A 22,958-nucleotide genomic window follows, 5' to 3' on the forward strand; every position below is an offset into this window, starting at 1 on the left:
CTTCGCTACGCCGCTCTTATCGAAAGCCTCAAAGTTACGCGCCGCCACAGATGCCGCGCGCCGAACCACACGAACGCCAGCGCGTCGCGCACGTCCATCATCGGGCTCGGCAAGCGGAACATCAGCGGCAGCGTGAACAAAAGGCGCGCGGTGCCGATCGGGCAGCCGGGGATGTGACGCACCTTGCGCGCGCGGATCGTACCGGTCACGCGTGTACACGTGCCGACGAGCGCCACGACGCCGTCGCCCACATCCACGTCGCCGCGATAGACGCCCGTCACGATCGCGCCGGCTTTTGCCCGCGCCACCGAGCCGGGCCGGCGCTTTTCGATCGTGCCCAGGCAGCCCTTCACCGCGGCCTCGCATCCGCCGAAGCAATACCGGCCGCGCACCGGGTCCGTGCCGGCGAAAAAGCGGATCGGCGTCTTCGTCTTTTGCAGGTCCTGATATTCGCTGTCGATGCCGCGCGTTTTCGCCGCAAGCTCGTCGATTGAAACATCGCCCTCGATACGTACGTCGCCGGGCGCGGGTCCGTAGCCGCGCTCCATCGCCAGGTGCAGGTGCTGAACGTCGCTCGGTTCGTAGCCCATGATGCGCGCGGCGACGATGTCCATGGCGACGGGATCATCGGCGATAAGGATCGCACCGACATGCGCGGGCCGCGCGGCGGATTCGTAGCCGTGGCCGATCGTGATCGCGTCGGTGACGATCGCGTCCGGGTAGCCGATCTCGAGGAGGTCCACGATCTTCTCGTCCAGGCGGTCGTCGTGAAACAGCATGCGTTCGGCGTGCGTCAGGATGCCGACGTTCAGCTTGATCGCGCAGGTGATCTGGCAGGTGACGTGATATTTGAGCTTCGGCGCCCAAATCAGCGTGTCCGCGTCGGCGAGGCTCTCGGCCACGAGCATCGACGTGTGATGCATCCCGCGCGCGAGCGGCACGCGCACCGCGGGTTCGTGGTTGAAATCGCGCAGCGCGACGCCATCGCGCGCCAGGCGCGGATAGCCCGCCTCGCTCAAAAACAGACCCGGCGGAATGCCAAACCCACTGGATTCGCCGATGGTCACCGCATCCGCGCCGCCGGCTTTCGCCCAGCGCGCGATTTGGCCGATGACGCGCGGGTGCGTGTAGGAGTCGTGGATGTATTTTTTGTTGGCCGTGACGACGTTCGGTTTGATCAGTACGCGCCCCGCGGCGCGGACGCCGAGGTCGGCCAAGCTCCCGCGCACGATCGCGCCGATCGCGTCGGGGTCGTACGCATCGCACCGGCGCACGATGACGCGGTTTGACCGCGGGCGCGAAAGGCGCGCGACGATGATCTCCTGAAGCTCCTTTGCGGTCCTCACGCGGCGTCCTTCCAAGATATATCGATACCGATATCGATAATACGGATCTCGGGCGCGAAATGCCAGATCGGAACCCCATCCGGCCGAACACGGAGAACACAGAGGAGACACAGAGAACACGGAGCGTTAGCCTGTCGTTGCCGTCTCTTTGTGTTTCGCTTCGCGCCCGTGCGGCAATTTTTGCGATTCTCACTCGCAACTCGCCACTCGACACTTGCCGCACCGATTGCCTATCATCCGCGCGTGGGAGTCACGCCCGCGCGGCCGGGCCTTTTGCCGCGCGAGCCATGCCCGAAGACCGACCTTATGCCGCGTAAACCCGATACCCCGCCCGAGGAAACCGGCGAAAAGCCGCGCAAAAAGCGCCGAGCGCCGAAAAAGGCGGACGAGCGCGACAACGGCGCCGCAAAGGTGCGCAAGACGCGCGCCAGGGCGGCAAGGCCCGACGCGCGTGTTGCCGACGACGCGGAGCCGGTCGATGCCCAGATCGTGGAAGAGGACGAGATCGAGCGGCCGGTGCGCCTGCTCGACGGCGAGGACGAGGACGAGGACGCCGCCCTAGGCGCGGGCGATGTGGAGCCCGGCTCGCTGGTTTCCGTCGGGCCGCTTCAGGCGTACATGCGCGAAGTCGGGCGCTATCCGCTCCTGACGCGCGAGGAAGAACACGAGCTTGCGGTCTATTACTCCAAGACGCAGGACCCGGAGGCGGCGGCCAAACTGGTCACGAGCAATCTTCGTCTGGTCGTGAAGATCGCGATGGACTTTCAACGCGCGTTCATCAACCTGATGGACCTCATCCAGGAAGGCAACATCGGGTTGATGCAGGCGGTGTCGAAATTCGATCCGTTCCGCGGCGTGAAGTTGTCGAGCTACGCGGCGTGGTGGATCCGCGCGTACATCCTGCGCTATATCCTGAACAACTGGCGGATGGTGAAAATCGGCACGACGCAGGCCCAACGCAAGCTGTTTTTCAACCTGCAAAAGGAAAAAGAACGGCTGGAGGCGCAGGGGTTCACGCCGACGCCGAAACTTTTGGCCGCGCGTCTGGATGTCCGCGAAAAGGACATCATCGAGATGGACCAGCGCCTGTCGCGCCCGGATCTGTCGATGGACATGCCGCTTTCCGCGGAGGAAGGCGGAACGACGATCGGCGATCTCCAGCCCTCGCCGCGCGCGCTGCCGGACGAGGCGCTCGTCGCCGCCGAGGCTGAGGACATTTATCGCGCCGCGCTCAACGACTTCGAACAGACGCTCGATGGCAAGGAGCTGGAAATCTTTCAGGAGCGCATGCTCGGCGATCCGCCCGCGACGCTGCAGGAACTCGGCGACCGCTACGGCATCACGCGCGAGCGCGTCCGGCAGATCGAGGCTCGCATCATGAAGCGTCTGCGCGCGTTTTTCGACGAGCGCGGCATCGAGGCGCCGACGAGCGAGAATTGAGGATCGAGGATTGAGGATTGAGGATTGAGGATCGAGTAGAAACGGAATTACGAATGACGAATTTCGAGTTGGGAAAGCTGTGTAAAAGCTGGTCCGCGATTTGCGATGGACATTCCCAATTCCGAATTTCCCATTCCCAATTTTTCCGTGTCCTCCATGGATTCTCCGAGCCCTCTTTGTACCGCCGATAGGAGCGTTCAAGCGTGAAAATTCTCGTCATCGGGCAAGGAGGGCGCGAGCACGCGCTGTGCTGGAAAATCGCGGCGTCGCCGCTTGTGACGCAGGTGTTCTGCGCGCCGGGGAACGCCGGCACGGCGCGAGTCGCGAAAAATCTGCCCGTGCGCGCGGACGACGTGCGCGGACTTGTCGACGCGGCGATGACGCACGAGATCGACCTTGTCGTCGTCGGGCCGGAGGCGCCGCTTGTCGCGGGGATCGCCGACAGCTTTCGCGCGGCGGATATCCGCGTCGTCGGCCCCACGGGCGATGCGGCAAGAATCGAAGGCAGCAAGGCGTTCGCAAAGGAGCTGATGCAAAAGGCCGGCATCCCGACCGCGCGCGCCGGGTCGTTTCTGGACTACGACGCGGCGGTTGCCTACGTGGACGAAATCGGCGCCCCGCTCGTGGTGAAGGCCGACGGTCTCGCGGCGGGCAAGGGCGTTTTGATATGCACCACGCGCGAGGAGGCGCTTGACGCGCTTGTCCTCGTGCTGCGCGATCGCGCGTTCGGCGCGGCGGGCGACCGCGTGCTCATCGAGGAATTTCTCGAGGGCGAGGAGGCGAGCTTCATCGCGCTCACCGACGGCGAGACGGTGCTGCCGTTCGCGTCGAGCCAGGATCACAAGCGCATCGGCGACGGCGACACGGGACCGAACACGGGCGGCATGGGCGCGTATTCCCCCGCTCCGGTCGTCACGCCCCCGGTGCACGAGGCGATCATGGAGCGCGTCATGCGCCCGGCGGTCGCCGCGATGCGCGCCGAGGGCTCGCCGTTTTCCGGTTTCCTGTACGCGGGTCTCATGATCAAGGATGGTGCGCCGAAGGTGCTCGAATTCAACGCGCGGCTTGGCGATCCGGAGGCGCAGGCGCTGCTCGCGCGCATCGACGGCGACATCGTACCCGCGCTTGTCGCGTGCGCCGAAGGCCGGTTGTCCGAAGCCTCCGTGGCCTGGAAGCCCGGCGCGGCGGTATGCGTCGTGATGGCGTCGCGCGGGTATCCGGCGTCATCCGAAAAGGGCGTAACCATCGACGGGCTCGACGCGGATTTCGGCGAGGACGTCACGGTCTTTCATGCGGGCACGCGCGCGGAAAACGGCCGCGTCGTCACGGACGGCGGGCGCGTCCTCGGCGTCACGGCCAGCGGGCCGGACATTCGCGCGGCGATCGATCGTGCTTACGCGGCGGTTGAACGGATTTCGTTCGACGGAGCACGGTTCCGCCGCGACATCGGCGCGAAGGCGGTGGAGCGAGCATGACGTCGATTCCGTTCATCTTGTCCATTTTGTCCATGTCCACCTGGCCGGTTCGGAGGAACACGTGAAAAAAGTCGCGGTCATCATGGGATCGGATTCGGACTGGCCCATCATGAGCCAGTGCGTCAACGAGCTGAAAAAATACGGGATTCCCGTCGATGTGCGGGTGCTCTCCGCGCATCGCACGCCGGAAGACGCGGCCGCGTTCGTTTCGGGCGCGCAGGCCAACGGATTCGGCGTCATCATCGCGGCGGCCGGCGGCGCGGCGCATCTGGCGGGCGTCGCCGCGGCGCACACGTCGCTGCCGGTCATCGGCGTGCCGATGGCCGCGACGCCGCTCGCGGGTTTCGACGCGTTGCTGTCCACGGTGCAGATGCCGCCGGGCGTTCCGGTCGGGACCGTGGGCGTCGGCGAGTTCGGTGCGGTGAACGCGGCGGTGCTGGCCGCGCGCATCCTCGCGCTGTCCGACGACGCGCTCGCAAGGATGGTTACCGACGCGCGGACCAACATGGCGGAAAAGGTCAGGCAGAAGGATCGCGCCTTGCAAGAGAAGATCGCCAAATCCTAGGCGCCGCCGTCGGCGCGTCATGGCCGGTGCGATGTGAGAGTCATTCGAATCGACCCCCGCGTTTCCGATCCCGGCGTATGGACCGAGGCGATCGGCATCCTGCGCAGCGGCGGCGTCATTCTCTACCCGACGGAAACGCTCTACGGCCTGCTCGCGGTCGCGCGGAATCCCGACGCCGTGCGTCGCGTGGTCGCGCTCAAGGGCCGCGGCGCGGACAAACCGATGCCATGCCTTGCCGCCGACGCGGATGCCGCCCGCGCCGCGTTCGATCCGCCCCCGGCCGATCTCGAAACGCTCGCCGCGCGGTTTTGGCCGGGGCCGCTTTCGATCGTCGGGCATGCGGCGCGGGAGCTTGTCGGCCCCGTCACCGCCGGCGGCGCCACGATCGGCGTGCGCGTGCCGGGATCGAAGGCGTGTAGAGAGCTGGCGCGGGCGTGCGGCCTGTTGGTCGCCACGAGCGCGAATCCCGCGGGCGACGCGCCGGCCCGTGACGCGCTTGCCGCCGCAAAGGCGCTCGGCGAGCCGGACGATCTCACCGTGTTCGACGCGGGCGAAATCGCGCCGTCTCGTGGCAGCACGATCGTCGATTTGACGAGCCCACCCGGGCGCCTCGTGCGCGAAGGCGATGTGCCGCTTGCCGAAATCGAAGCCGCGCTGTCGAGGCTCGTGCCGCGCGTTTTCGTGGAGGCCGACGAGGAATTGCAGGAGATTTCGCCCGGCGGCATGCGCATTCTGCAAAAAGTGGGCGGCTTTCGATTTTCCATCGACGCCTTGCTGCTGGCCGCGTTCGCGCGCGTCGCGGCGGGCGAGCGCGTGGTGGAGATCGGCGCGGGCACGGCGATCATCTCGCTTCTGCTCGCGCGGCGCGTGGCGTGCGAGGTGACGGGCATCGAATTTCTGCCCGCCCTCGCCGACATGGCCGCGCGCTCCGTCGAGGAAAACCGCCTGACAGACCGCGTGCGAATTTTGCAAGGCGACGCGCGCAAGATCGGCGAGCTCCTACCCGCGGGGTGCGCGGACCTCGTGGTGTGCAACCCCCCGTATTTTGCGGTCGGAACGGGCCACCTTCCGCCAGACGATGTGCGCGCGGTGAGCCGTCACGAGGTGACGCTGAACGTCCGCGATCTCGCGGTGGCCGCGCGCCATCTGCTGAAGGAAGGCGGGCGCCTGGATGTGATCCATCGCGCCACGCGCGAAGGCGAATTGATCGCGGCGCTATCCGGCGCGGGGCTATCGCCGCGCGCGCGAAGGTCGGTCATTCCGCACGAGGGCGAGGAGCCGAAGTTCGTGCTGCTGCACGCGGTCCGCGGCGATGCCTCGTTCACGGACCTGCCGCCGCTTGTCGTCCACGACGCGGCCGGGCGTTATACCGCGGACGTGCAGGCGATACTCGAAGGTCGCGTTCTGTCCGATTGAGTCCGGTCCAAATCCCTTCGCGCTTACGAATTCGGCAGCATCCTCGCCGGGACGCGTCCTGACGTTGTAGGATGCAAACAAGCGAGACCGGAAAAGTGAATCGGGGAATTTGCGGAGCAGCGCATGTTGGTCGTGGAAACCTTCGATGGCGTGAAACCCGAGGTGACGCATCTTGTCTCGCGCTACGTCCGGCTCAACGGTTATCGACTGCACTATCTCGACGAAGGGCAGGGCGCGCCGATCCTGTTTCTGCACGGCGTCCCGACCTCGTCCTACCTCTATCGTCATCTCGTCCTCGATCTCGCGCGCAACTACCGGTGCATCGCTCCGGATCTGCCGGGATTCGGGCTATCCGAGGCTCCGGACGGATGCCGTTTCACGTTCGCGGATTTTGAGCGCTCCATCACGGACTTCGTGAAGGCACTCGACCTGCGCGGGATCACGCTTGTAGTGCACGACTTCGGCGGACCGATCGGCCTGTCGGTCGCGACGCGAATGCCGGAGCGCTTTTCGCGCATCGTCATCATGAACACGTTCGCCTGGCCGCTGAACGGCGATCCGCATTTCGAGACGCTCTCGCGCCTTGTCGGCGGCGCGTTCGCCACGCGGCTTTTGCCGCGTTCGAAATATCTCGTCGGCTGGTTCGTGCAATCCGGCGTGAAGACGCGGCGGCTTTCCAGGGAAACGCTCGCGGCGTATGGCGGCGTATTCCGGAACGGGCACTACCGCCCCATCCGGCGGCTCGTCACGAGCGAAATCCTCGCGAGCCGTGGCTGGCTGTCCGGGCTGCGTGACCGGCTCGAAACGATCGCCGGCCGGCCGGCGCTCATCTGTTGGGGCGATCGCGACCCGGCGTTCCGTCGCAAGGAGTGCGAACGCTTCGAGCGGATCTTCCCCGATCACCGCACGGTGCATCTGAAAAACGCCGGCCACTTCGTTCCGGAGGACGCGCACGCCCGCGTGAGCGAGGAAATCCACGACTGGCTTTCCGCCACGCCGCATACGCGGCGGCGCCGCGCGGCGTCGGTCGCCTGATCCGCGCCGATTTCGTGGCAGGTTACCGGCTGAATTTCACAGGAAATTCGCGAGGAGCCCGCAGGACGCGGACATAAGAAAACAGGGCCTACTTTGGCTTTTTCAAGCTTTTTCGGTCCTGTGGTTTCAACGTACTCCCGCTCGCCGGGACGGCCAAGCCGAATCGACCAGGACGTTTCAGCTATTACAATATGTGCCGCGCACCAATCGCGTTGTACGAGCGATTCCAATGCAAAAACGGTGACTTGAAGGTGTTTTCGTTCGCGATACGGGAAGGGGCGGCCCGAAACGAAGACAAAAGAAATGCAGGGCCTACTGCCGTTGTTTCCGGGGTCGGTCCTGCAGCTTCAGAGTACGCCTCGCCGTGCCGGTTTGCAAGAAAAAAATACGGCCCTCAAGCCTGCCACTTGACCTGGCTCAACTTCCCGCCGGCGCCCCTGTGGGGTTAGGGTGATCGTGGACTCACATCCGCGGAAGGAACGCCCGATGCTCGATCCCGCGCCGACGGTTGCCGAGCGTGTCGTCATCGAACGCCCGGAACACATGAGCCTCCTTGGCCTTCTGATGCGCGACCTGCTCGCCGCCAATATGGCCAACGCCCGAAAATTCAAGCGCGCCCGCAAACTTGCCGGCGACGTCCTGGTGAAGGCCGGGGAGATGGTCGTCACCCTGCGTTTCGCGGATGGGCGCATCACCATTTTCGACGGCGACCGCGGCGAATCCGTCGCGCGCGTCGCCGGCAACATGCCGGGGCTGCTCGCGGTGGTGACCGGAAACGGCCTTGTGCGCCGCGCGCTGCCGGGTGTACGGCCCGGCGGCAATCTTTTGTTCCTGCTCCGGATGCTTCCGCTCATCCGCGCGCCGCGCACGGCATAACCCGTCACGATTCCGCCGGAGGACGCATGAAGGATTTTCTTGTCGATCTCGTGGGGAGCGCCAACGTCCTTGATCGCCCCGAGGATCTTGCCCCTTATCGCGAGGACATGACCGAGATCGCGCCGGTCGATCCCGCCTTCGTCGCGATCGTGACGATGCCGGAACAGATCGTGGAGATCGTCAAGCGCTGCGCCGCCGAACGCATGCCGATCACCGCGCGCGTCGCCGGCACGAACATCGGCGGCCTGACGATCCCCGCGCCCGGCGGGCTCGTGCTCGACATGTCGCGCATGAACCGCGTGCTTGACGTGAACGTCTCGGACATGGTCGCGGTGATCGAACCCGGCGTGACGCAGCAAAACCTGAAAGATTACCTCATCGAGCGCGACATCCCGCTGACGCTCGGCTATTCGCTCGCGCCGCCGTACACGTCGATCCTCGCGAACGCGCTTCTCGGCGGGCTGACGAACCGCTCGCTCAAGTACGGCGACATGTCCGACTGGATCGCGGGCCTGGAGGTCGTGCTCGCGGACGGCTCCCTTGTGAAGACCGGCGCGTGGGCGCTCTCCGACATCCCGTTCGGGCTCGTGCCGTTTCCCGACGTAACGGGGCTATTCGTTGCGTGGCAGGGGACGACGGGCATCGCCACGCGCATGGCGTTTCAGCTCTGGCCGCTGCACAAACTCAACAAGCGCCTTTTCATCATGAGCTACGGTGTGCCCGGCACCTACGACGCCATGCGCCGCCTGTGCCGCGCGGAGATCTGCGACGACATCGGCGGGCTGTCCTGGCCATCGGGCAAGATGCTGCTTGGCGTGCGTAAGCCCGCGCCCGCGCCCGCGCCGGGCGATCCGTTGTTTTTTCTCTACGTCGATCTCACCGCGGAGACAAACGACGAGATGCGCGCGAAGGAGGCGATCCTTGGCGGCGTGCTGAAGGACGTGGCGAAAACGGGCGCGAAGTTCGACGCGCCGCTCGCGATCGAGGACCTGGTGCAGGTCAACCCGAACCTCGTCGCCTTCGCGAATTTCCCCACGGAGTTGACGTTCCTGACGCAGCACCCCGGCGGCGGGCTGTCGTGGATCGGCACGTACGGCCCGCTCTCGCGCATGGAAGACGGCGTCGAGACGGGCATGGCGATCATGGCGCGGCACGGCTTCGCGCCGCTTGTCGTCTCGCGCCCGATGCGCGGCGGGCATTTCGTCGTGCTGCGTTTCATCACCACGTTCGACAAGAAAGACCCGGAGGATGTCGCCCGCGTGCGCGCGGTGAACGAGGAACTGCTCGACATGACGGTGAGCAAGGGATTCATTATGTACAAAACGCCCGCCTGGGCGTGGGAGCGCCTGCGCCCGAAGATGGACCCCGGCATGCTCACGCTCATCGCGCGCGTCAAGAAGATGATGGACCCCGAGGGCCTGCTGAACCCGGGCAAGTTGGGGTTGTAACCGTTTCGGCACCCGAAAAATTGCAACGCAAAACAAAAGTGTTGACAGAGCAACGAAAATTGCGATAAAAGGCAGGCAAGACATTCGGAAATTGCAACTGCGGGCGCATTCGTCTCCGATCAGTACGAGATTCGAACGCCAGAAAAAGAGGAAGGATGAATATTATGCATTTGGCGGTAGATATAGCGATGAATTTCGCGCTGCCAATTCTTATCCTCATCCTTGCTGTCCGTGTCGAAGAGTCGGCATGCGATACTAGCTACTGCGAAAAGGCTCGCAGTTATCTTGATAATAAACGCCAAAAATTGCCCGAACGCCGCAACCTGCGTCGACGACGGCAACGAATTCGACGTGAATCCGACGCGGTAGATTTTCCGGCTTATTCGCGAAGGTCGAGTAGTTTTTATCTTGGGAGTATCGCGCTTACCCTATCCTTTTTTCTTACCAATTCGGTTTGGTCGTTTTACGGGCGGCAATATTATTATAATATTCCTCTGTCGTTTGTTAAATTTGACGCATTTTTTGGAAAAACTTGGTTTTCTGATTCTGATGATGATCCGGTCTTACTAGATTTTCGTTCATTTTTATTGTTTACGCTTTTATTTTTAGCTCTGTTATTGGCGTGTATCTATATACGCGCTAGAAAAACGCGGGCTCGATATAACATTCAAGATATATCCGTTTACAGCGAGCGAATGTGGGATTACATTATAGACGGAAATTTCGTAAAATATTGCAAGGAGTCGCTGATCCTAAAAACGCCATTCGAGGCTACGTTTGCATGGTTTGGACTCATTTTGCAGCTGTTCCTTATATCTAATGTTAGCTCAAATCCTGGACAAGGTTTATCATAATGCTTGTGTTGCTACGTTATCTACTCGTACAACTTTTTGTGGCCGGATCGGTCTTATTGGCGATTTGGATAATTCGCTTAATGTTGAACCAAATATCGAATTACTTGACGAAATATCGTTCGATGAGCGGCAGCGGGGTTTATCTCGTCTGGCAATATATCAAGTCAGAGCGAATGATTTTTTTGGGCGTGGTTCTTTTTTATACGATATTTAACTCAATTTTGCTAACTTATCCTCCTGCGTCTTTTGACACTCTCAACAGCGCGAAACATTTTCATGTTTCGCGCCTTAAGCTAGGAGTTTTGAACGTATTTGGGCTTACATACTTCTATTTAATCGGGTGCGTAATATTTTATGTATCTCGAATAATTACCGGCGTTATCGTATTTCTGCGCGGCGTCGACTTGACAAAACTAATAAAATGGGCGCCACGCGACAAATTAGTTGTTGAAATATCGCTTTATTTGCTTGCGATTGTATTAGCGTTAGTTTCTCCTTTTTTAAACGTAGTTGCACTTTATTTAATGATGGTTCCTTCCGAATTCGCTGTTTTAATGATGGCGATCGGCTTCGTTCGTACAATTACCGCGTTGAGAGGTCGCCAAACTGACCTATTTTTCCAAGAGATCTCGACCAATGTTTTCCCGATTATCGACGTTGAGGAACTTTCGGCGCAGTACAATCAAATCAAACACAATGATGAGAGTACGATATTAAAAGAAAAACCATCGAATGCACTTTCCTTTCTTGAAAGATATCTATCGCGCTTGTTAAATCAAAAGAAATGGTTTTTAGCCTCTTTGGTCAATATCGCTTGTCTACTATTATGTATCGCTGTCGAAAAGCGTCCGTACAAAGCGGCCGCGTTGCGGAGAATTATTGTCCGTTGGGCGATATATACAAAGGATTACGAGACGGCGCGTTCAATAGCACTGCGTTCACGTAATCCGCAAGGCCGACTTCTTTCGATGAAATGCGAGGCGTTATGGAGGACGGGTAAGAAAACACAAGCGTTAAAAACAGTTTCCGAGAGGATAGAAGTAATACGGAGTAAGGGTGAGCATAAGTCGCCGACTAGCGGTGAATTTCGCGAACTCGGTTTCTTGTTGCTTCAACAGGCGACCTATTATATGAATATAAGTGATGAGGAACTACAGCGGCATGAGGTGATTGGAATCGACAAATATGAGTTGGCGAAAAATATCGCATTTAAAGTGATTTCTGATTTTGATTTTGATTGCGCCAAGGCGAGAAATATTATTGCTGAGTGCCAGTTGCGAAGCGCACTAAGGAATTTGACATCGAATGTAGCTGACCACAAAAAGCTTCCGGAGGATTATCAACTAAGGTTTGTGGAACCTTGTCAATTGGCGGCGTCGGCATGTGTTAATATGGAGAAAGAATATAGGTATATTCATCCGGACTTCATGTATACATTTGGCCGGGCCGCAATCCTTTCCGGAGTCAACATTCAACTGGGAGTTCGTTGTTTGTTGAACAATGTATACTTTCACGGCCACGGTCCATCGAGGTATTTTGCCGCTATTTTATTTTCCGTTGGTTCGGAAAGCTTGAAAGTATCGGAATTTTTTCTCAGTCCTATTTTTAGCAATGCCTCCCAAATATTCTCCAATTTATTGACAAGAGCACTAACTCATAGAATGCGTATTAACGCATGGGCGTTGTATTCTAGTGATGGAAATATGTCAGAGCGTTGTTTGTCGGATCCGTCTTGTTACGAGCGTATTGATATCGAGCGCTGGCGGGCTGGCGGCGTCGTTTTTAATGCGACGAATCCGATAGATGTATCTATGAGTATCCATAATCATGTGCGTCGGGCGTTGATATGGTATCATTTCTGGGATTTTTCCGTTGGCCGTGTATGGATCAAAATAGCCAACGGTTGTGAAAAAATTATGCGTAAATATGGCGCGGCTCGCGCGCGAGTACCTGCCAGTCCGAACGATCAATTCGTTTCTGTGGAGCGGGGTATAAGGCAGATATGGGCACTCGCGTGTGCATCGGGTACAAATCCGGGTTTAACGTCGACCATCATTTAATTTACTGGACTATGCGCCCGATGCGCAGTGGGCATTTTGTCGTGCTGCGCTTCATCACCACGTTCGACAAGAAAGACCCCCAGGATGTCGCCCGCGTGCGCGCGGTCAACGAGGAACTGCTCGACATGACGGTGAGCAAGGGATTCATCATGTACAAAACGCCGCTCTGGGCGTGGGAGCGCCTGCGCCCGAAGATGGACCCCGGCATGCTCGCGCTCATCGCGCGCGTCAAGAAGATGATGGACCCCGAGCGCCTTCTGAACCCGGGCAAGCTGGGCTTGTAACCCTTGGGACCGCGGGCGGCTCGCCCGCTTATGTTGCGGTTACGCCGGGAGCGCAGGCGTCCCGCCTGCATCGATCTTGGGACCGCCGAGCGCCTGGGAGCGCAGGCGTCCCGCCCGCTTCGACCCAGGGACCGCCGACCTCATGCTCAGCAAGTCCGGGGAACGCCGAGTTCCAGCTCTGCCATTACGTTCGCCCCCGGGACCGCGGGCGGCTCGCCCGCTTCGAACGTAACAGACCGCTCGCCGGCGCTTGCGGCGCCGATGATTGCGGGCGGCGATTTCGCGCTCCTACAACAGATTCGCCGCCAATTCCGCGAGGTCGGAGCGTTCGCCCTTCACGAGCGTCATGTGGCCGGCGAGCGGCTGGTCCTTCATGCGTTCCACGACGTAGGTCAGGCCGTTGGATGAGGCGTCGAGGTACGGGTTGTCGATCTGGTAAGGATCGCCGGTGATGACGATCTTCGTGCCCTCGCCGCTACGCGTGACGATCGTCTTGATCTCGTGCGGCGTGAGGTTTTGCGCCTCGTCCACGATCAGGAACTGGTGCGGGATCGATCGGCCGCGGATGTACGTGAGCGCCTCCATTTCGAGAAGGCCCTGGTCCTGCAACTCGGTCAGGCGCGAATACTGCGCGGCCTTGTCCTCGCGCGAGGCGAGCAGGAACTCCAGGTTGTCGAAGATCGGCTGCATCCACGGGCGCAGCTTCGCCTCGATGTCGCCCGGCAGAAAGCCAAGCTCGCGGCCCATCGGATAAATCGGGCGCGAGACGAGAAGGCGCTGATAGGTCTCCTCCACCGTCACCTTTTGCAGCGCGGCGGCAAGGGCCAGCAGCGTCTTGCCGGTCCCCGCCTTGCCGACGAGCGTCACCAGACGCACGCGGTCGTCGAGTAGGATGTCGAGCGCGAAACGCTGCTCGCGGTTTCGCGGCATGATGCCGAAGATCGCCCCGTGCAGCTTCTTGATCGGCTCGACGCGGCCCGCGTCGACCACGCGGGCCAGGGCGGTGTGGCTCGGGTTGCCCTCGTCCACGAGCGTGACGAACTCGTTGAGATGCAGCGGCGGATCGGCCGCCGGCGGGGCCAGGAAGCCTTTGGCGTAAAGATCGTCGATCGCCTCGCGCGGCGCGGTGACCTCGCGCGAGCCGGTGTAAAGCTCCTCGATGTTGACCTTCGCGTTTTCGAAGTCCTGCGCCTCGATATCCATCGCGTCGGCCTTGATGCGAAGGTTGGTGTCCTTCGTGACCAGGACGGTGAGCGCCTCGGGGTGCTCGGCCCGGATGCGCGCGGCGACGGCGAGGATGCGGTTGTCCTTGGTCGGCTCGAAGAGCTTGCGGTCCAGGTGGTCGTCGAGCTGGTTACGCACCTCGATGCGCAAGGTGCCGCCGTTTGGCAGCGTCACGCCCTGGTTCAGCTTGCCCTGCGCGCGAAGTTCGTCGAGCTCGCGCGATGCGGCGCGCGCGTTGCGCCCGATCTCGTTCAGCTCTTTTTTGAACCGGTCGATTTCCTCGATGACGGTGATCGGGACGATGACGTGGTTGTCATCAAAAAGGAAAATCGCATTGGGGTTGTGGAGCAGGACATTGGTATCGAGGATGAAATATTTGGGTTGTCCCATCGAACGGCGAGGTTCCTCCGCATCGGCAAGCCCGGACCGCGCCCCGGCGGGAGGGCGGCGCGACCCGGAACGAATAGGGGCCGTTTATAAACGGCTGATCCTTGATGGCGAACGCTATCACGCCGCGCGCTTGCGCGGCAAGGAAAAAGGCATGCCGCGACACCGTTTTCGACGCCGGCGCGCCGCACCGAATTTTATTTCGCGCGCGCCCTCCCACGGACTGATTTATGCGCGGAATTTTCGAATTCCGTGGCGGCCGTTGCGCCCCTGGCGGCACACCGCGAAAGTCGCCTTCTCTTTTTTCACTTCGCTTTCCCGCAATTTTTTACAATCCGTCGTATTTGACGCAGCGCAATCCGTTTTTCGTTGACCGCCGCGTGGAAGGGGTCTATGAATTTCGAGGATCAGGTCCATTTATAGCTTCGGCAACAGGCTATTTGGGCCGAGGCGGACCGAACTAACGGAGGTATTTTTCATGTTGAGACGCATGGGAATCTTGATCTTTATTGGCGTGTTCGCGGTCGTGCTCGGCGCGGCCTGTACCAAGGATGACGCCGAGGACGCCGCCGAGGCGCTCGGATTCGAGATCACGTTCGACGAAGACGACGTCGGCGCGGCGACGCCCGATGGCTGGCACTTCATGTTCGCGATCAAGCTCGACGAGGATCAGGCGGGGCTGATCGACGAGGACTTCGCGATCGACCTGTCGCTGCTCTCGCCGTACATCGATTTCTCGGAGATCGACCAGATGATCGCGATGGCCAAGGTCGCGGATATCCCCGGCTACGGCACGCGGCTGCGTTTTGCGAACCGCCTTATCGTCAAGGACGAAAAGCTGCGGCTCGACTCGGACAACAATGACCTGCTAGGCGATTCCGTCGGCTCGGACGGCGCGGGCACCTACGCCGCGTATTACGCCGACGAACAGAACGGATTCATTCGCGGCGACGTGGTCGATTGCGACGGCGACGCGCTCGAAGGCCTGCTCGCCATCATCACCGGCAGCCCCTTCTTCACGCACACCGCCTCGAACGGCTCCTGGGCCCTGCCGACGCTCGAGGGTAAGCCGCAGGCGTACACCGTCTTCGGCGATGATTGCGCGTGCAGCGGCGGCGCGCCGTGCGGCGACACGAACGCCACGCCCAATCCAAAGGACCCCGACGGCACGCCCGATAGCGAGACGTTCGACGACGAGACCGTCGTGGTGGATAGCGGCGAATGCGTCTGCTGCCCGCCGGAACCGGTCGACGACGATGACGACGACATGGACGACGACGACATGGATGACGACACGTCCGACGATGACACCGGCGACGACGACACCGGCGACGACGACACCGGCGACGATGACACGGGCGATGACGACACCGGCGACGACGACACGAGTGACGACGACACGGGCGATGATGACACGTCCGACGACGATACCGCGGACGACGATACCGCGGATGACGATGACGACGATGATGACGACGACGCCGATGACGATGACGACGACGGCACATGCGTAAACTTCGAGGATGGCAGCCTTTCCGGCTGGTCCTTCACGTCGGGCTGCAACCTTTATGGCGTGTCATCGGACGGATACGGCACGCTGTTCGAGGACGGCAGCGAAGGCGCGTATCTCTACGTCTCCTCCGGCGGCAGCGATGTCGCGAGTTGCACGCTTTCGGCCACGTTCGACGTGCCGGACGGCGCGACGGAGATCGAGATCAGCTACAACTTCGTCAGCCAGGAGTACGAGGAGTGGGTCGGCAGCATCTACAACGACATCTTCACGGCGATCGTGCAGGGCGCGCCGGACTACCTCGTCAACCGCACGGTCAACAATATCGCGACGGATGACGACTGGCTGGCGATCGGAGACGACTCGCCGGCGGCCACCATCGCGGGCATCGCGGGCTCCGCGGACGCGGCCTTCAATCCGACAAGCGACGATCCGCACTCCAACGGCCCGCAACTGTTCGACGGCATCCTGAAGTGGGACGCGAATGCCGGCGAAAATCCACGCGGCGAGCCCGAGGACGACAACGTCGGAAAGACCGCGACTGTGATGCTGCCCGAGGATCAGACGACCGTGACCGTGCTCGTGACGGTTTCGGATGTCGGCGACCGCATCTACGACTCCGCGGGCGCCATTGACTGGATGTGTTTCCGGTAAAAGTCGGGAAGGCTGAAAGGCCGGAAGTCTGAAGGATCGCAAGAATCGCGAAGGGCGCGGGGCATTCCCCGCGCCCTTCATAATCGTTCGCGCCGTGGCGTGCCAAAAAAATCCCTCCGTGTCCTCCGTGTCTCCTCCCTGCGCTCCGTGTACCGCCGAAAATAAACGCTATTCCGCCGCCGTGATCTTTGCCTCTTCGCCGCCCGCGAACGCCAGGATCGCCGTGCCCGCGACGACGATCGCGATGCCGGCGACCTGCGCGATCGCCATGCTCTCGCCGAGGATCGCCATCGCGCCGAGCACCGGCGTGACGATGCTGACGATCGTCACCACGGGCGAGATGACGCTGGCGCGGCCATTGGCGAACGCGGTCTGGAAAAACACCGTCCCCAGCGCGTTGAAGATCGCCCACAGCAGTAACGGATAATCGGTCATCGCCGATTCCCAGATTTCCGGGCGGTTGATCGCGAAAGGCAGCCCGACCTCCGCCACCGCGCGCTGCGTCATGAATTTGCCCATCAGGTTCGAGCTGCCGTACGAAAGCCCCGCGGCGATCGACAGCGAAAGCTCCCGGGAGATCGCCACGCGCCCGGCGCGCAGCGCCGCGAAGATCACGACGCCGGCGACCGCGATGAATCCGCCGAGCGCGACAAGCGTGGGCATGGCGGAGGTCGGGGGGCGATTCGCCGACGCAACCAACACAACACCGGCGATGATGAGGCCGATCCCCGCCAGTTCCATCGGGCGCACGCGCTCGCCAAGCAGCGTCATGCCGATCGACGCGGCAAAGACGCCCGTCAGCGCGACGCACGGCTGCACCAGCGTGAGGTCGCCCTGGCCGATCGCGGTCGTGAACGTGATCGACCCGCTCATCATGAGGAAAAAGCCGAACAGCCAGATGCGATTGGTAAACAGCACGCGCACGATGGCCGGGAGCCGCGCGAACATCTCGCGCAGGGTCACGCGCGGAAATTGCGCGGCCATGCCCTTTTTCTGAAGCACGGTGCCGACGCCCCAGAACACGCTGGCAAGGACGGCAAGGGCGACGGGCGTCATACGGCGCGCGTCGCTTCCTGAGTGTCATCGCGCAAGTCCGCGCGCGGAAACAGGCGGCGCTTGGCGATCGCCACGACGATGACGACGACCGCCGCCACGACGAGAAACGCGATCATCCTCGGCTGGAAGATGTCGCTGACGCTCTTGACGTCCTTGAGCGCGCGAACGGTCACCTGGACCGCCGCCACCACCGGCACAAGACCAAGCGCGTTGCCGATGAAGTGGTCGCGGTCGCCGATGCGCGTTACGCCGAGGGCCCAGGATAATGGCGGCGACATGAAAAACACGATGCGCAGAACAATGACGCTCGTGATCGCGTCGCCGTGCACGGCGTCCAGCACGCGCGAAACGCGCCCGCTCGACAGGCGCTCCCGCAGCGCGTCGCGCAGGAAGTAGCGCGAAACGTAAAACGGCGCGAGGCAACCCAGGAGCGCGCCGAGATACCCCCAGGCGAACGCCGCGACCGGATCGAAGACGATCGCCGCGAGGATCACCATGACGAGGCCGGGTATCTGAAACAGCGGCAATATCGTCGAGATGACGACAAACAGCGGCACTCCGTAGGGCCGGTGAAAGAGGGCGTTAAGTTCACCGATGCGCGCCGCGATCCACGACCAGGACAGCATCTCGCGCACGGCCGGAATGCGCGTTGCCGCGACGCACGCCGCCACGAGGACAAAACCCGCGACGAGGCGGACGCGGCGTGAAGGCCACCCGCGCGGTAAGGCGGATTCGCCCGCGCCGGCGGGGGCGTCGCCGGTGTTTTTTCGGGCGCTCATGAAGCTCCCTGTTTGCCGCGCGCGATCACGAACGGGAAAGGATGAACGGAAGCGCGTCGCGTGCGCCGTTGATGATGAATTGCACGGCCAGCACCGCGAGGACAAGTCCCATGAGCCTGGCGAGCACCTTCATGCCGTTTCGGCCGAGCCTCGCGAGCATGCGGTCGCCAAGGACAAGCAGGGCATGCGACGCGCCGACGGCGATCGGAATGGCCGCGAGCACAAGCGCGATCTCGCCGAGGCCGCGCGCCTCGTCCATCAGGCTCATAACGGAGACGATCGTCGCGGGGCCGGCCAACAGCGGCGTGCCGATCGGCGTGACGGAAACGTCCTCGCTTTCGGGCGCCTGGGGCGCATGGAAACGTTTGGTCGGCGAGCTTTCGCCGTAGAGCATGGAGAGGCTGACAAGAAACAGCAGCACGCCGCCCGCGATGCGGAACGCGCCGATCGTCACGCCGAATCCGGCAAGGATGAGCTGGCCCGCGATCGCGAATCCGAAAAGGATGGCGAATGCGGTAAGCGAGGCCCGCCGCAGGACGGCGCGTCGTTCGGCCGGCGACATGTGCGGCGTGAGGCCAAGGACGATCGGAACGTTTCCGAACGGATCCATGATGACGAATATCGGCACGACGCACTTGGCAAGAAAGACGAGCGAGGCAACCATGCGCGCAAGATTAGGCCGAAACACCGGATAGCGGGAAGCGCGAAAACGGCCGCGGGAGGAACCCCGCGGCCGTTGCGTTTCCTCAATCGATCCGGCGCGTCAGAACGACGTGCAGGCGTCGGGCTCGAAGTTCGTGTCGTGAACGACGTCGATGTCCTGATCGGCGTTGACGCCGTTCAGCGACTGGCTCCAGACGTGATCGGTCGGCGGCGCGTCGCACGCGTCGTTGTCGTTTACGTCCACGTACCAGTCGAGATAGTAGTCCTCGCCGTCGACGAACACGTTTTCGAAGAAGAAACTGAATACGCCGCCCGTAACGACGGCAAAGTCGTCCGCGATCACGGTCAGCGATCCTTGTTCCACGATCGCCACGTACACGGTCTGCCCGTCATGCGGGTCGTAAGCGCCCGCGTCGAACTGCAGATCCCAGTCGTTGCCGAAGTCATCGTCGTCCGCGTCGTCATCATCGGCGTCGTCATCGTCGTCCATGTCGTCGTCGTCGTCCATGTCGTCGTCGTCCATGTCGTCGTCGTCCGCGTCGTCGTCATCCATATCGTCGTCGTCATCCGCGTCGTCATCGTCCGCGTCGTCATCGTCCGCGTCGTCATCCATGTCGTCATCGCCGCCGTCGTCGTCGTCATCGTCGTCGTCGTCGTCGCCGCAGGCGACCGCCATAAACGACGCGCTCGCCAAAATCAAAACGAGGGCAAAAATGAGCCAGGGGGCCGTTGTCTTCATCGTCATCTCCTTTCAAGTTTTTCTTTCGAACGCGTCCGCTTCAAGGGCAAAAAAAATTCGCCTGGCCAAACGTAAAAGGCGCACGATCGAAGTCAAGGCGAAAACCCCGTTCTGTTAACTGGAATGCAGTGAAATATTCCGGATTTTTAGTGGCGATCGCGCGAAGGCTCGAAAAACAACGGCCGCGGGAGATGACCCGCGGCCGGCGTTTGATCCGATACGAGCGCTTCAAGACGCGAACGAGTCGCAAGCGTCGTCGTCGAAGTTCGTATTGTGCACGGCGTCGACGTACCAGTCGGCAACGATGCCAACGATATCGATCCGCCACACGTGGTCCGTTGGCGAATCGTCGCACTGATCGTTGTCGTTCTGGTCGGCGTAGTAATCCACGTAATAATCGCCTTGGTCCTTCAATGCGTTTTCAAAGAGGAAACTGAAGGTACCTCCGGTCACGACCGCCGAGTCCGTGGCCGCCACGTTCAGCGTGTCAGTTTCGACAATCGCGACGTAAAGCATCTGGCCGTCATGCGGGTCGAACGCGGTACCGGTGAATTCCAGGTCCCAGACGCCGCCGTCATCGGTATCGTCGTCCGAATCGTCGTCGTCCGTATCATCGTCGCCCGTGTCATCATCGCTGGTGTCGTCGTCCGCGTCGTCGTCGTCCGCGTCGTCGTCGTCCGAATCGTCGTCGTCAGAATCGTCGTCATCATCATCGTCGTCGTCATCGTCATCGTCGCCGCAACTGCAGCCTGCGATGACGGACGCGCTCGCGAATATCATGACCAAAGCCAGAATGATCCAGTGCGTCAGAATCCTCATGCGTCTGTCCTCCTTCAGTCCCGAAAAGCGGTGAATGCCTCCGTCAATGAAAAATCGAAATCAACTTTCGCGCGAAACAGGCTGATCCGCGCGGGGCGGAAGTCAAGAAAAAAACGGAAATCGCGTAACCGCGCGCGCACCCGGACAAACGCCCCGTGAAATCTCTCGTGTATGATAGATGCGCGCATGTCTCGATTGGTCCCAATAATTTCGCGCTTTCGCGCGGTGGCACTGGCCGCGGCGCTTTTTGCCGCCGTGCCCGCGTTCGCGCTCGCGTGGTTCATCTTTGTCGGTCCGCTCGACGCGTCCGATGACCGATCGCTTGGCCCGGGCGATCATCGCATCCGCCTGACGCACGACGGCCTCGCGCGGCAATATTTCGTTCACGTTCCGAAAATCCTCGCATCGCGCCCGCCGGTCGTGCTGATGTTCCACGGCGCGGCGGCCAATGCGCGCATGGCCAAAAGCCTGCACGGCATTGACCGCGTGGCGGACCGCGAGGGCTTTGTCGCCGTGTACCCCGACGGCACGGGCAAAAACGCGCTCCTGCACACCTGGAACGCGGGCGGCTGCTGCGGTTATGCGGTGGAACATCATGTCGATGACGTTGGTTACGTGCGCGATCTCCTTGCCGATCTGGCTTCGCGCGTGGAATACGATCCGGCGCGCGTGTTCGTTACCGGGCTTTCGAACGGCGGCATGATGTCGTATCGGCTGGCGTGCGCGGCGCCGGAACTTTTCGCCGGCGCGGCGTCGGTCTCAGGGCCGCTCGCCGTCGCGGAATGCACGCCGGATCGCGCGACGCCAATCCTTCACATCCACGGCACGGACGACGCGTTCGCGCGCTATGAAGGCGGCGTTTCCGCGCGGGCGCCCAAGGCCGGCGCGCTTTCGTCGGTCGCCGAAACGCTCGAGACCTGGCGCGCCATCAACGATTGCGCGCCCGAACCGGCCGTCTCGCCGATGCCGAACGCCGACCCGCAAGACGGCCTCCGCGCGACGCGTTTCGCGTGGACCTGCGAGCGCGCGCCCGTCACGCACATCCGCGTGGAGGGCGGCGGCCACACATGGCCCGGCGGCGTGCGCGTGCCGTTTCTCGATCTTGGCCCGCACACGAATGATTTCGATGCGAGCGCGGTCATTGGGGAGTTTTTTCACCGCCAGGACGCAAAGAACGCAAAGGAGTGAGGAGCGAAGACCGAGGATCGAGGATAGAGGATCGAGGATCGAGGATTGAGTGGAACCGTACCGCGGGTTTATTCCCCGTCCCCATCCCTCGTCAGGTTGGAACCGCGACCTTCAGGAAGCGGGTATGCCGGTTCGAAGTCTTCACGCCCTTTGCGCCCGCGTTTACCCTGAGCGAAAGCGAAGGGCGGTGAAATTTTCGTTGTCGTATCGTAGAATCGCGCGATGTTTACCAACACGTTTTTCCGATCGATTTTTCTTTTCGCCGTTCTTTTCGCCTTCGCCGTCCATTCGGGATGCGGGTGCGGCGACGATGACGACAACGACGACGATTCCTCCTCCGACGACGACGGCGACGGCGGGGACGACGACGACGGCGATGACGACGCGGGCGAGTGCGTCTCGTGCGTTGACGATGACGATGATCCCGACGGCGGCGGGGGCGGGTGCCTTGAGGACCGCTATCTTTGCTACATCCGCTCCGACACCTTCACGCGCCTTGTGATCGAGGTCGATTACGTTCCCGGCCTCGCGCCGCGCGACGGCGTCGCGGCCGATCTGGCCGCGCGATTCGCATCGATCCTCGACAAGCCGGACGGCATCGAGGTTGTGCTCGACGAGGAATTGCCGCCGATGGGCGCGGACCACGTCTGGACGAGCGACGCGCTTCACGACTTCGCGGACGAGCATTTCAACCTGGACGTTCCGGACGGCACGGTCGCGATGCACGCGATGTTCGTCGACGGCGAGCTTGAGACGGACGGGTCCGCGCGCATCCTGGGTCTCGCGTGGAGCCACGCGCACATCGCGATCTTCCGCGACACGATCGACGACGTGTGCGGCGGCGGGGTGGTGATTCCGTCGCTCGAAGAAGAACTGTGCCGGCGCGCGGAGCTCACCATCTGGACGCACGAGGTCGGCCATGTCATCGGCCTTGTGAACAACGGCGTGCCGATGGTGAACGCGCACGAAGACACGGAGCATGCGCACCACGACGTCGACGACGAATGCGTCATGTATTGGGCGCACGAGAACGACACGGTCATCGACGTCATCGCCGGCAACCTTATCGGCGACGGCGACGCGCTGGCCTTCGACGACGCGTGTCTGGCGGATGTGGCGGCGGTGAAGACGAAGTAGCGG

21 protein-coding genes are annotated in these 22,958 nt (G+C 61.8%); 14 read left to right on the forward strand and 7 right to left on the reverse strand.

Annotated features, from left to right (window positions below; translation table 11 throughout):
* Positions 1 to 5: 5 nt before the first annotated feature.
* Entirely contained in the window at positions 6 to 1,346 is a 1,341-nt protein-coding gene (locus tag K8I61_07200; GenBank protein MBZ0271807.1) for a DUF362 domain-containing protein, read from the reverse strand.
* Positions 1,347 to 1,652: 306 nt separating this feature from the next.
* On the opposite strand from K8I61_07200, the gene K8I61_07205 reads away from it, so the two are divergent.
* The 10 genes from K8I61_07205 (at position 1,653) to K8I61_07250 (ending at position 12,799) form a co-directional block, all read left to right on the forward strand.
* Positions 1,653 to 2,786 carry an RNA polymerase factor sigma-32 gene (locus K8I61_07205; GenBank protein ID MBZ0271808.1) on the forward strand — a complete coding sequence of 378 codons (1,134 nt, stop codon included), beginning with the start codon at positions 1,653 to 1,655 and terminating at the stop codon, positions 2,784 to 2,786.
* Between the two features lie 203 nt (positions 2,787 to 2,989).
* Positions 2,990 to 4,261 carry a phosphoribosylamine--glycine ligase gene (purD, locus tag K8I61_07210; protein MBZ0271809.1) on the forward strand — a complete coding sequence of 424 codons (1,272 nt, stop codon included), beginning with the start codon at positions 2,990 to 2,992 and terminating at the stop codon, positions 4,259 to 4,261.
* An 82-nt stretch (positions 4,262 to 4,343) separates the two neighbouring features.
* On the forward strand, positions 4,344 to 4,826 hold the full coding sequence (gene purE, locus K8I61_07215) for a 5-(carboxyamino)imidazole ribonucleotide mutase (protein MBZ0271810.1): 483 nt from the start codon (positions 4,344 to 4,346) through the stop codon (positions 4,824 to 4,826).
* Between the two features lie 33 nt (positions 4,827 to 4,859).
* Entirely contained in the window at positions 4,860 to 6,242 is a 1,383-nt protein-coding gene (locus tag K8I61_07220; protein ID MBZ0271811.1) for a Sua5/YciO/YrdC/YwlC family protein, read from the forward strand.
* Positions 6,243 to 6,365: 123 nt separating this feature from the next.
* Complete coding sequence (locus K8I61_07225) at positions 6,366 to 7,277, forward strand: alpha/beta fold hydrolase (GenBank protein MBZ0271812.1); 912 nt, start codon at positions 6,366 to 6,368, stop codon at positions 7,275 to 7,277.
* Positions 7,278 to 7,763: 486 nt separating this feature from the next.
* Entirely contained in the window at positions 7,764 to 8,153 is a 390-nt protein-coding gene (locus K8I61_07230) for a hypothetical protein (protein MBZ0271813.1), read from the forward strand.
* Between the two features lie 26 nt (positions 8,154 to 8,179).
* Positions 8,180 to 9,601 carry an FAD-binding oxidoreductase gene (locus K8I61_07235; GenBank protein MBZ0271814.1) on the forward strand — a complete coding sequence of 474 codons (1,422 nt, stop codon included), beginning with the start codon at positions 8,180 to 8,182 and terminating at the stop codon, positions 9,599 to 9,601.
* 164 nt (positions 9,602 to 9,765) lie between these two features.
* A complete protein-coding gene (locus tag K8I61_07240; protein MBZ0271815.1) occupies positions 9,766 to 10,455 on the forward strand; it encodes a hypothetical protein in 690 nt (229 codons plus the stop codon).
* A 122-nt stretch (positions 10,456 to 10,577) separates the two neighbouring features.
* Positions 10,578 to 12,515 carry a hypothetical protein gene (locus K8I61_07245; GenBank protein ID MBZ0271816.1) on the forward strand — a complete coding sequence of 646 codons (1,938 nt, stop codon included), beginning with the start codon at positions 10,578 to 10,580 and terminating at the stop codon, positions 12,513 to 12,515.
* A gap of 20 nt (positions 12,516 to 12,535) precedes the next feature.
* The gene (locus K8I61_07250; protein MBZ0271817.1) at positions 12,536 to 12,799 is read left to right on the forward strand and encodes a hypothetical protein; all 264 of its coding nucleotides are present in this window, start codon (positions 12,536 to 12,538) and stop codon (positions 12,797 to 12,799) included.
* A gap of 288 nt (positions 12,800 to 13,087) precedes the next feature.
* On the opposite strand, the gene K8I61_07255 is transcribed toward K8I61_07250, so the two are convergent.
* A complete protein-coding gene (locus K8I61_07255; protein ID MBZ0271818.1) occupies positions 13,088 to 14,413 on the reverse strand; it encodes a PhoH family protein in 1,326 nt (441 codons plus the stop codon).
* Between K8I61_07255 and K8I61_07260 the strand changes: the two genes are divergently transcribed.
* Both K8I61_07260 and K8I61_07265 read left to right on the forward strand, forming a co-directional pair.
* On the forward strand, positions 14,391 to 14,783 hold the full coding sequence (locus K8I61_07260; protein ID MBZ0271819.1) for a hypothetical protein: 393 nt from the start codon (positions 14,391 to 14,393) through the stop codon (positions 14,781 to 14,783). The two genes, K8I61_07255 and K8I61_07260, sit on opposite strands and share 23 nt — an antisense overlap.
* A gap of 105 nt (positions 14,784 to 14,888) precedes the next feature.
* The gene (locus tag K8I61_07265; GenBank protein MBZ0271820.1) at positions 14,889 to 16,574 is read left to right on the forward strand and encodes a choice-of-anchor L domain-containing protein; all 1,686 of its coding nucleotides are present in this window, start codon (positions 14,889 to 14,891) and stop codon (positions 16,572 to 16,574) included.
* A gap of 168 nt (positions 16,575 to 16,742) precedes the next feature.
* Here the strand turns inward: K8I61_07265 and K8I61_07270 are convergent, their stop codons facing one another.
* The 5 genes from K8I61_07270 to K8I61_07290 all read right to left on the reverse strand — a co-directional run bounded on the left by K8I61_07270 (position 16,743) and on the right by K8I61_07290 (position 20,630).
* Positions 16,743 to 17,630: an EamA family transporter gene (locus tag K8I61_07270; GenBank protein ID MBZ0271821.1), complete on the reverse strand. Its 888-nt coding sequence runs from the start codon at positions 17,628 to 17,630 to the stop codon at positions 16,743 to 16,745.
* On the reverse strand, positions 17,627 to 18,409 hold the full coding sequence (locus K8I61_07275; protein ID MBZ0271822.1) for a VTT domain-containing protein: 783 nt from the start codon (positions 18,407 to 18,409) through the stop codon (positions 17,627 to 17,629). The genes K8I61_07270 and K8I61_07275 overlap by 4 nt, the downstream gene beginning before the upstream one ends.
* 25 nt (positions 18,410 to 18,434) lie before the next feature.
* On the reverse strand, positions 18,435 to 19,073 hold the full coding sequence (locus K8I61_07280; protein ID MBZ0271823.1) for a MarC family protein: 639 nt from the start codon (positions 19,071 to 19,073) through the stop codon (positions 18,435 to 18,437).
* A gap of 99 nt (positions 19,074 to 19,172) precedes the next feature.
* On the reverse strand, positions 19,173 to 19,811 hold the full coding sequence (locus K8I61_07285) for a hypothetical protein (GenBank protein MBZ0271824.1): 639 nt from the start codon (positions 19,809 to 19,811) through the stop codon (positions 19,173 to 19,175).
* A 228-nt stretch (positions 19,812 to 20,039) separates the two neighbouring features.
* The gene (locus K8I61_07290) at positions 20,040 to 20,630 is read right to left on the reverse strand and encodes a hypothetical protein (protein MBZ0271825.1); all 591 of its coding nucleotides are present in this window, start codon (positions 20,628 to 20,630) and stop codon (positions 20,040 to 20,042) included.
* A 186-nt stretch (positions 20,631 to 20,816) separates the two neighbouring features.
* On the opposite strand from K8I61_07290, the gene K8I61_07295 reads away from it, so the two are divergent.
* Together K8I61_07295 and K8I61_07300 are read left to right on the forward strand one after the other, a co-directional pair.
* Entirely contained in the window at positions 20,817 to 21,818 is a 1,002-nt protein-coding gene (locus K8I61_07295; protein ID MBZ0271826.1) for a prolyl oligopeptidase family serine peptidase, read from the forward strand.
* Between the two features lie 222 nt (positions 21,819 to 22,040).
* A complete protein-coding gene (locus tag K8I61_07300; GenBank protein MBZ0271827.1) occupies positions 22,041 to 22,955 on the forward strand; it encodes a hypothetical protein in 915 nt (304 codons plus the stop codon).
* The last annotated feature ends 3 nt before the right edge of the window (positions 22,956 to 22,958 follow it).

The sequence above is a fragment of the bacterium genome (assembly GCA_019912885.1).
GTDB lineage: Bacteria > Lernaellota > Lernaellaia > JACKCT01 > JACKCT01 > JAIOHV01.

Coding starts and splice junctions, on each gene's coding strand:
- K8I61_07205 (MBZ0271808.1), top strand. CDS start 1,653: ATGCCGCGTAAACCCGATACCCCGCCCGAGGAAACCGGCGAAAAGCCG.
- purE (MBZ0271810.1), top strand. CDS start 4,344: ATGGGATCGGATTCGGACTGGCCCATCATGAGCCAGTGCGTCAACGAG.
- K8I61_07225 (MBZ0271812.1), top strand. CDS start 6,366: ATGTTGGTCGTGGAAACCTTCGATGGCGTGAAACCCGAGGTGACGCAT.
- K8I61_07230 (MBZ0271813.1), top strand. CDS start 7,764: ATGCTCGATCCCGCGCCGACGGTTGCCGAGCGTGTCGTCATCGAACGC.
- K8I61_07235 (MBZ0271814.1), top strand. CDS start 8,180: ATGAAGGATTTTCTTGTCGATCTCGTGGGGAGCGCCAACGTCCTTGAT.
- K8I61_07240 (MBZ0271815.1), top strand. CDS start 9,766: ATGCATTTGGCGGTAGATATAGCGATGAATTTCGCGCTGCCAATTCTT.
- K8I61_07245 (MBZ0271816.1), top strand. CDS start 10,578: ATGAGCGGCAGCGGGGTTTATCTCGTCTGGCAATATATCAAGTCAGAG.
- K8I61_07250 (MBZ0271817.1), top strand. CDS start 12,536: ATGCGCAGTGGGCATTTTGTCGTGCTGCGCTTCATCACCACGTTCGAC.
- K8I61_07260 (MBZ0271819.1), top strand. CDS start 14,391: ATGAAATATTTGGGTTGTCCCATCGAACGGCGAGGTTCCTCCGCATCG.
- K8I61_07255 (MBZ0271818.1), bottom strand. CDS start 14,413: ATGGGACAACCCAAATATTTCATCCTCGATACCAATGTCCTGCTCCAC.
- K8I61_07265 (MBZ0271820.1), top strand. CDS start 14,889: ATGTTGAGACGCATGGGAATCTTGATCTTTATTGGCGTGTTCGCGGTC.
- K8I61_07270 (MBZ0271821.1), bottom strand. CDS start 17,630: ATGACGCCCGTCGCCCTTGCCGTCCTTGCCAGCGTGTTCTGGGGCGTC.
- K8I61_07275 (MBZ0271822.1), bottom strand. CDS start 18,409: ATGAGCGCCCGAAAAAACACCGGCGACGCCCCCGCCGGCGCGGGCGAA.
- K8I61_07280 (MBZ0271823.1), bottom strand. CDS start 19,073: ATGGTTGCCTCGCTCGTCTTTCTTGCCAAGTGCGTCGTGCCGATATTC.
- K8I61_07285 (MBZ0271824.1), bottom strand. CDS start 19,811: ATGAAGACAACGGCCCCCTGGCTCATTTTTGCCCTCGTTTTGATTTTG.
- K8I61_07290 (MBZ0271825.1), bottom strand. CDS start 20,630: ATGAGGATTCTGACGCACTGGATCATTCTGGCTTTGGTCATGATATTC.
- K8I61_07295 (MBZ0271826.1), top strand. CDS start 20,817: ATGTCTCGATTGGTCCCAATAATTTCGCGCTTTCGCGCGGTGGCACTG.
- K8I61_07300 (MBZ0271827.1), top strand. CDS start 22,041: ATGTTTACCAACACGTTTTTCCGATCGATTTTTCTTTTCGCCGTTCTT.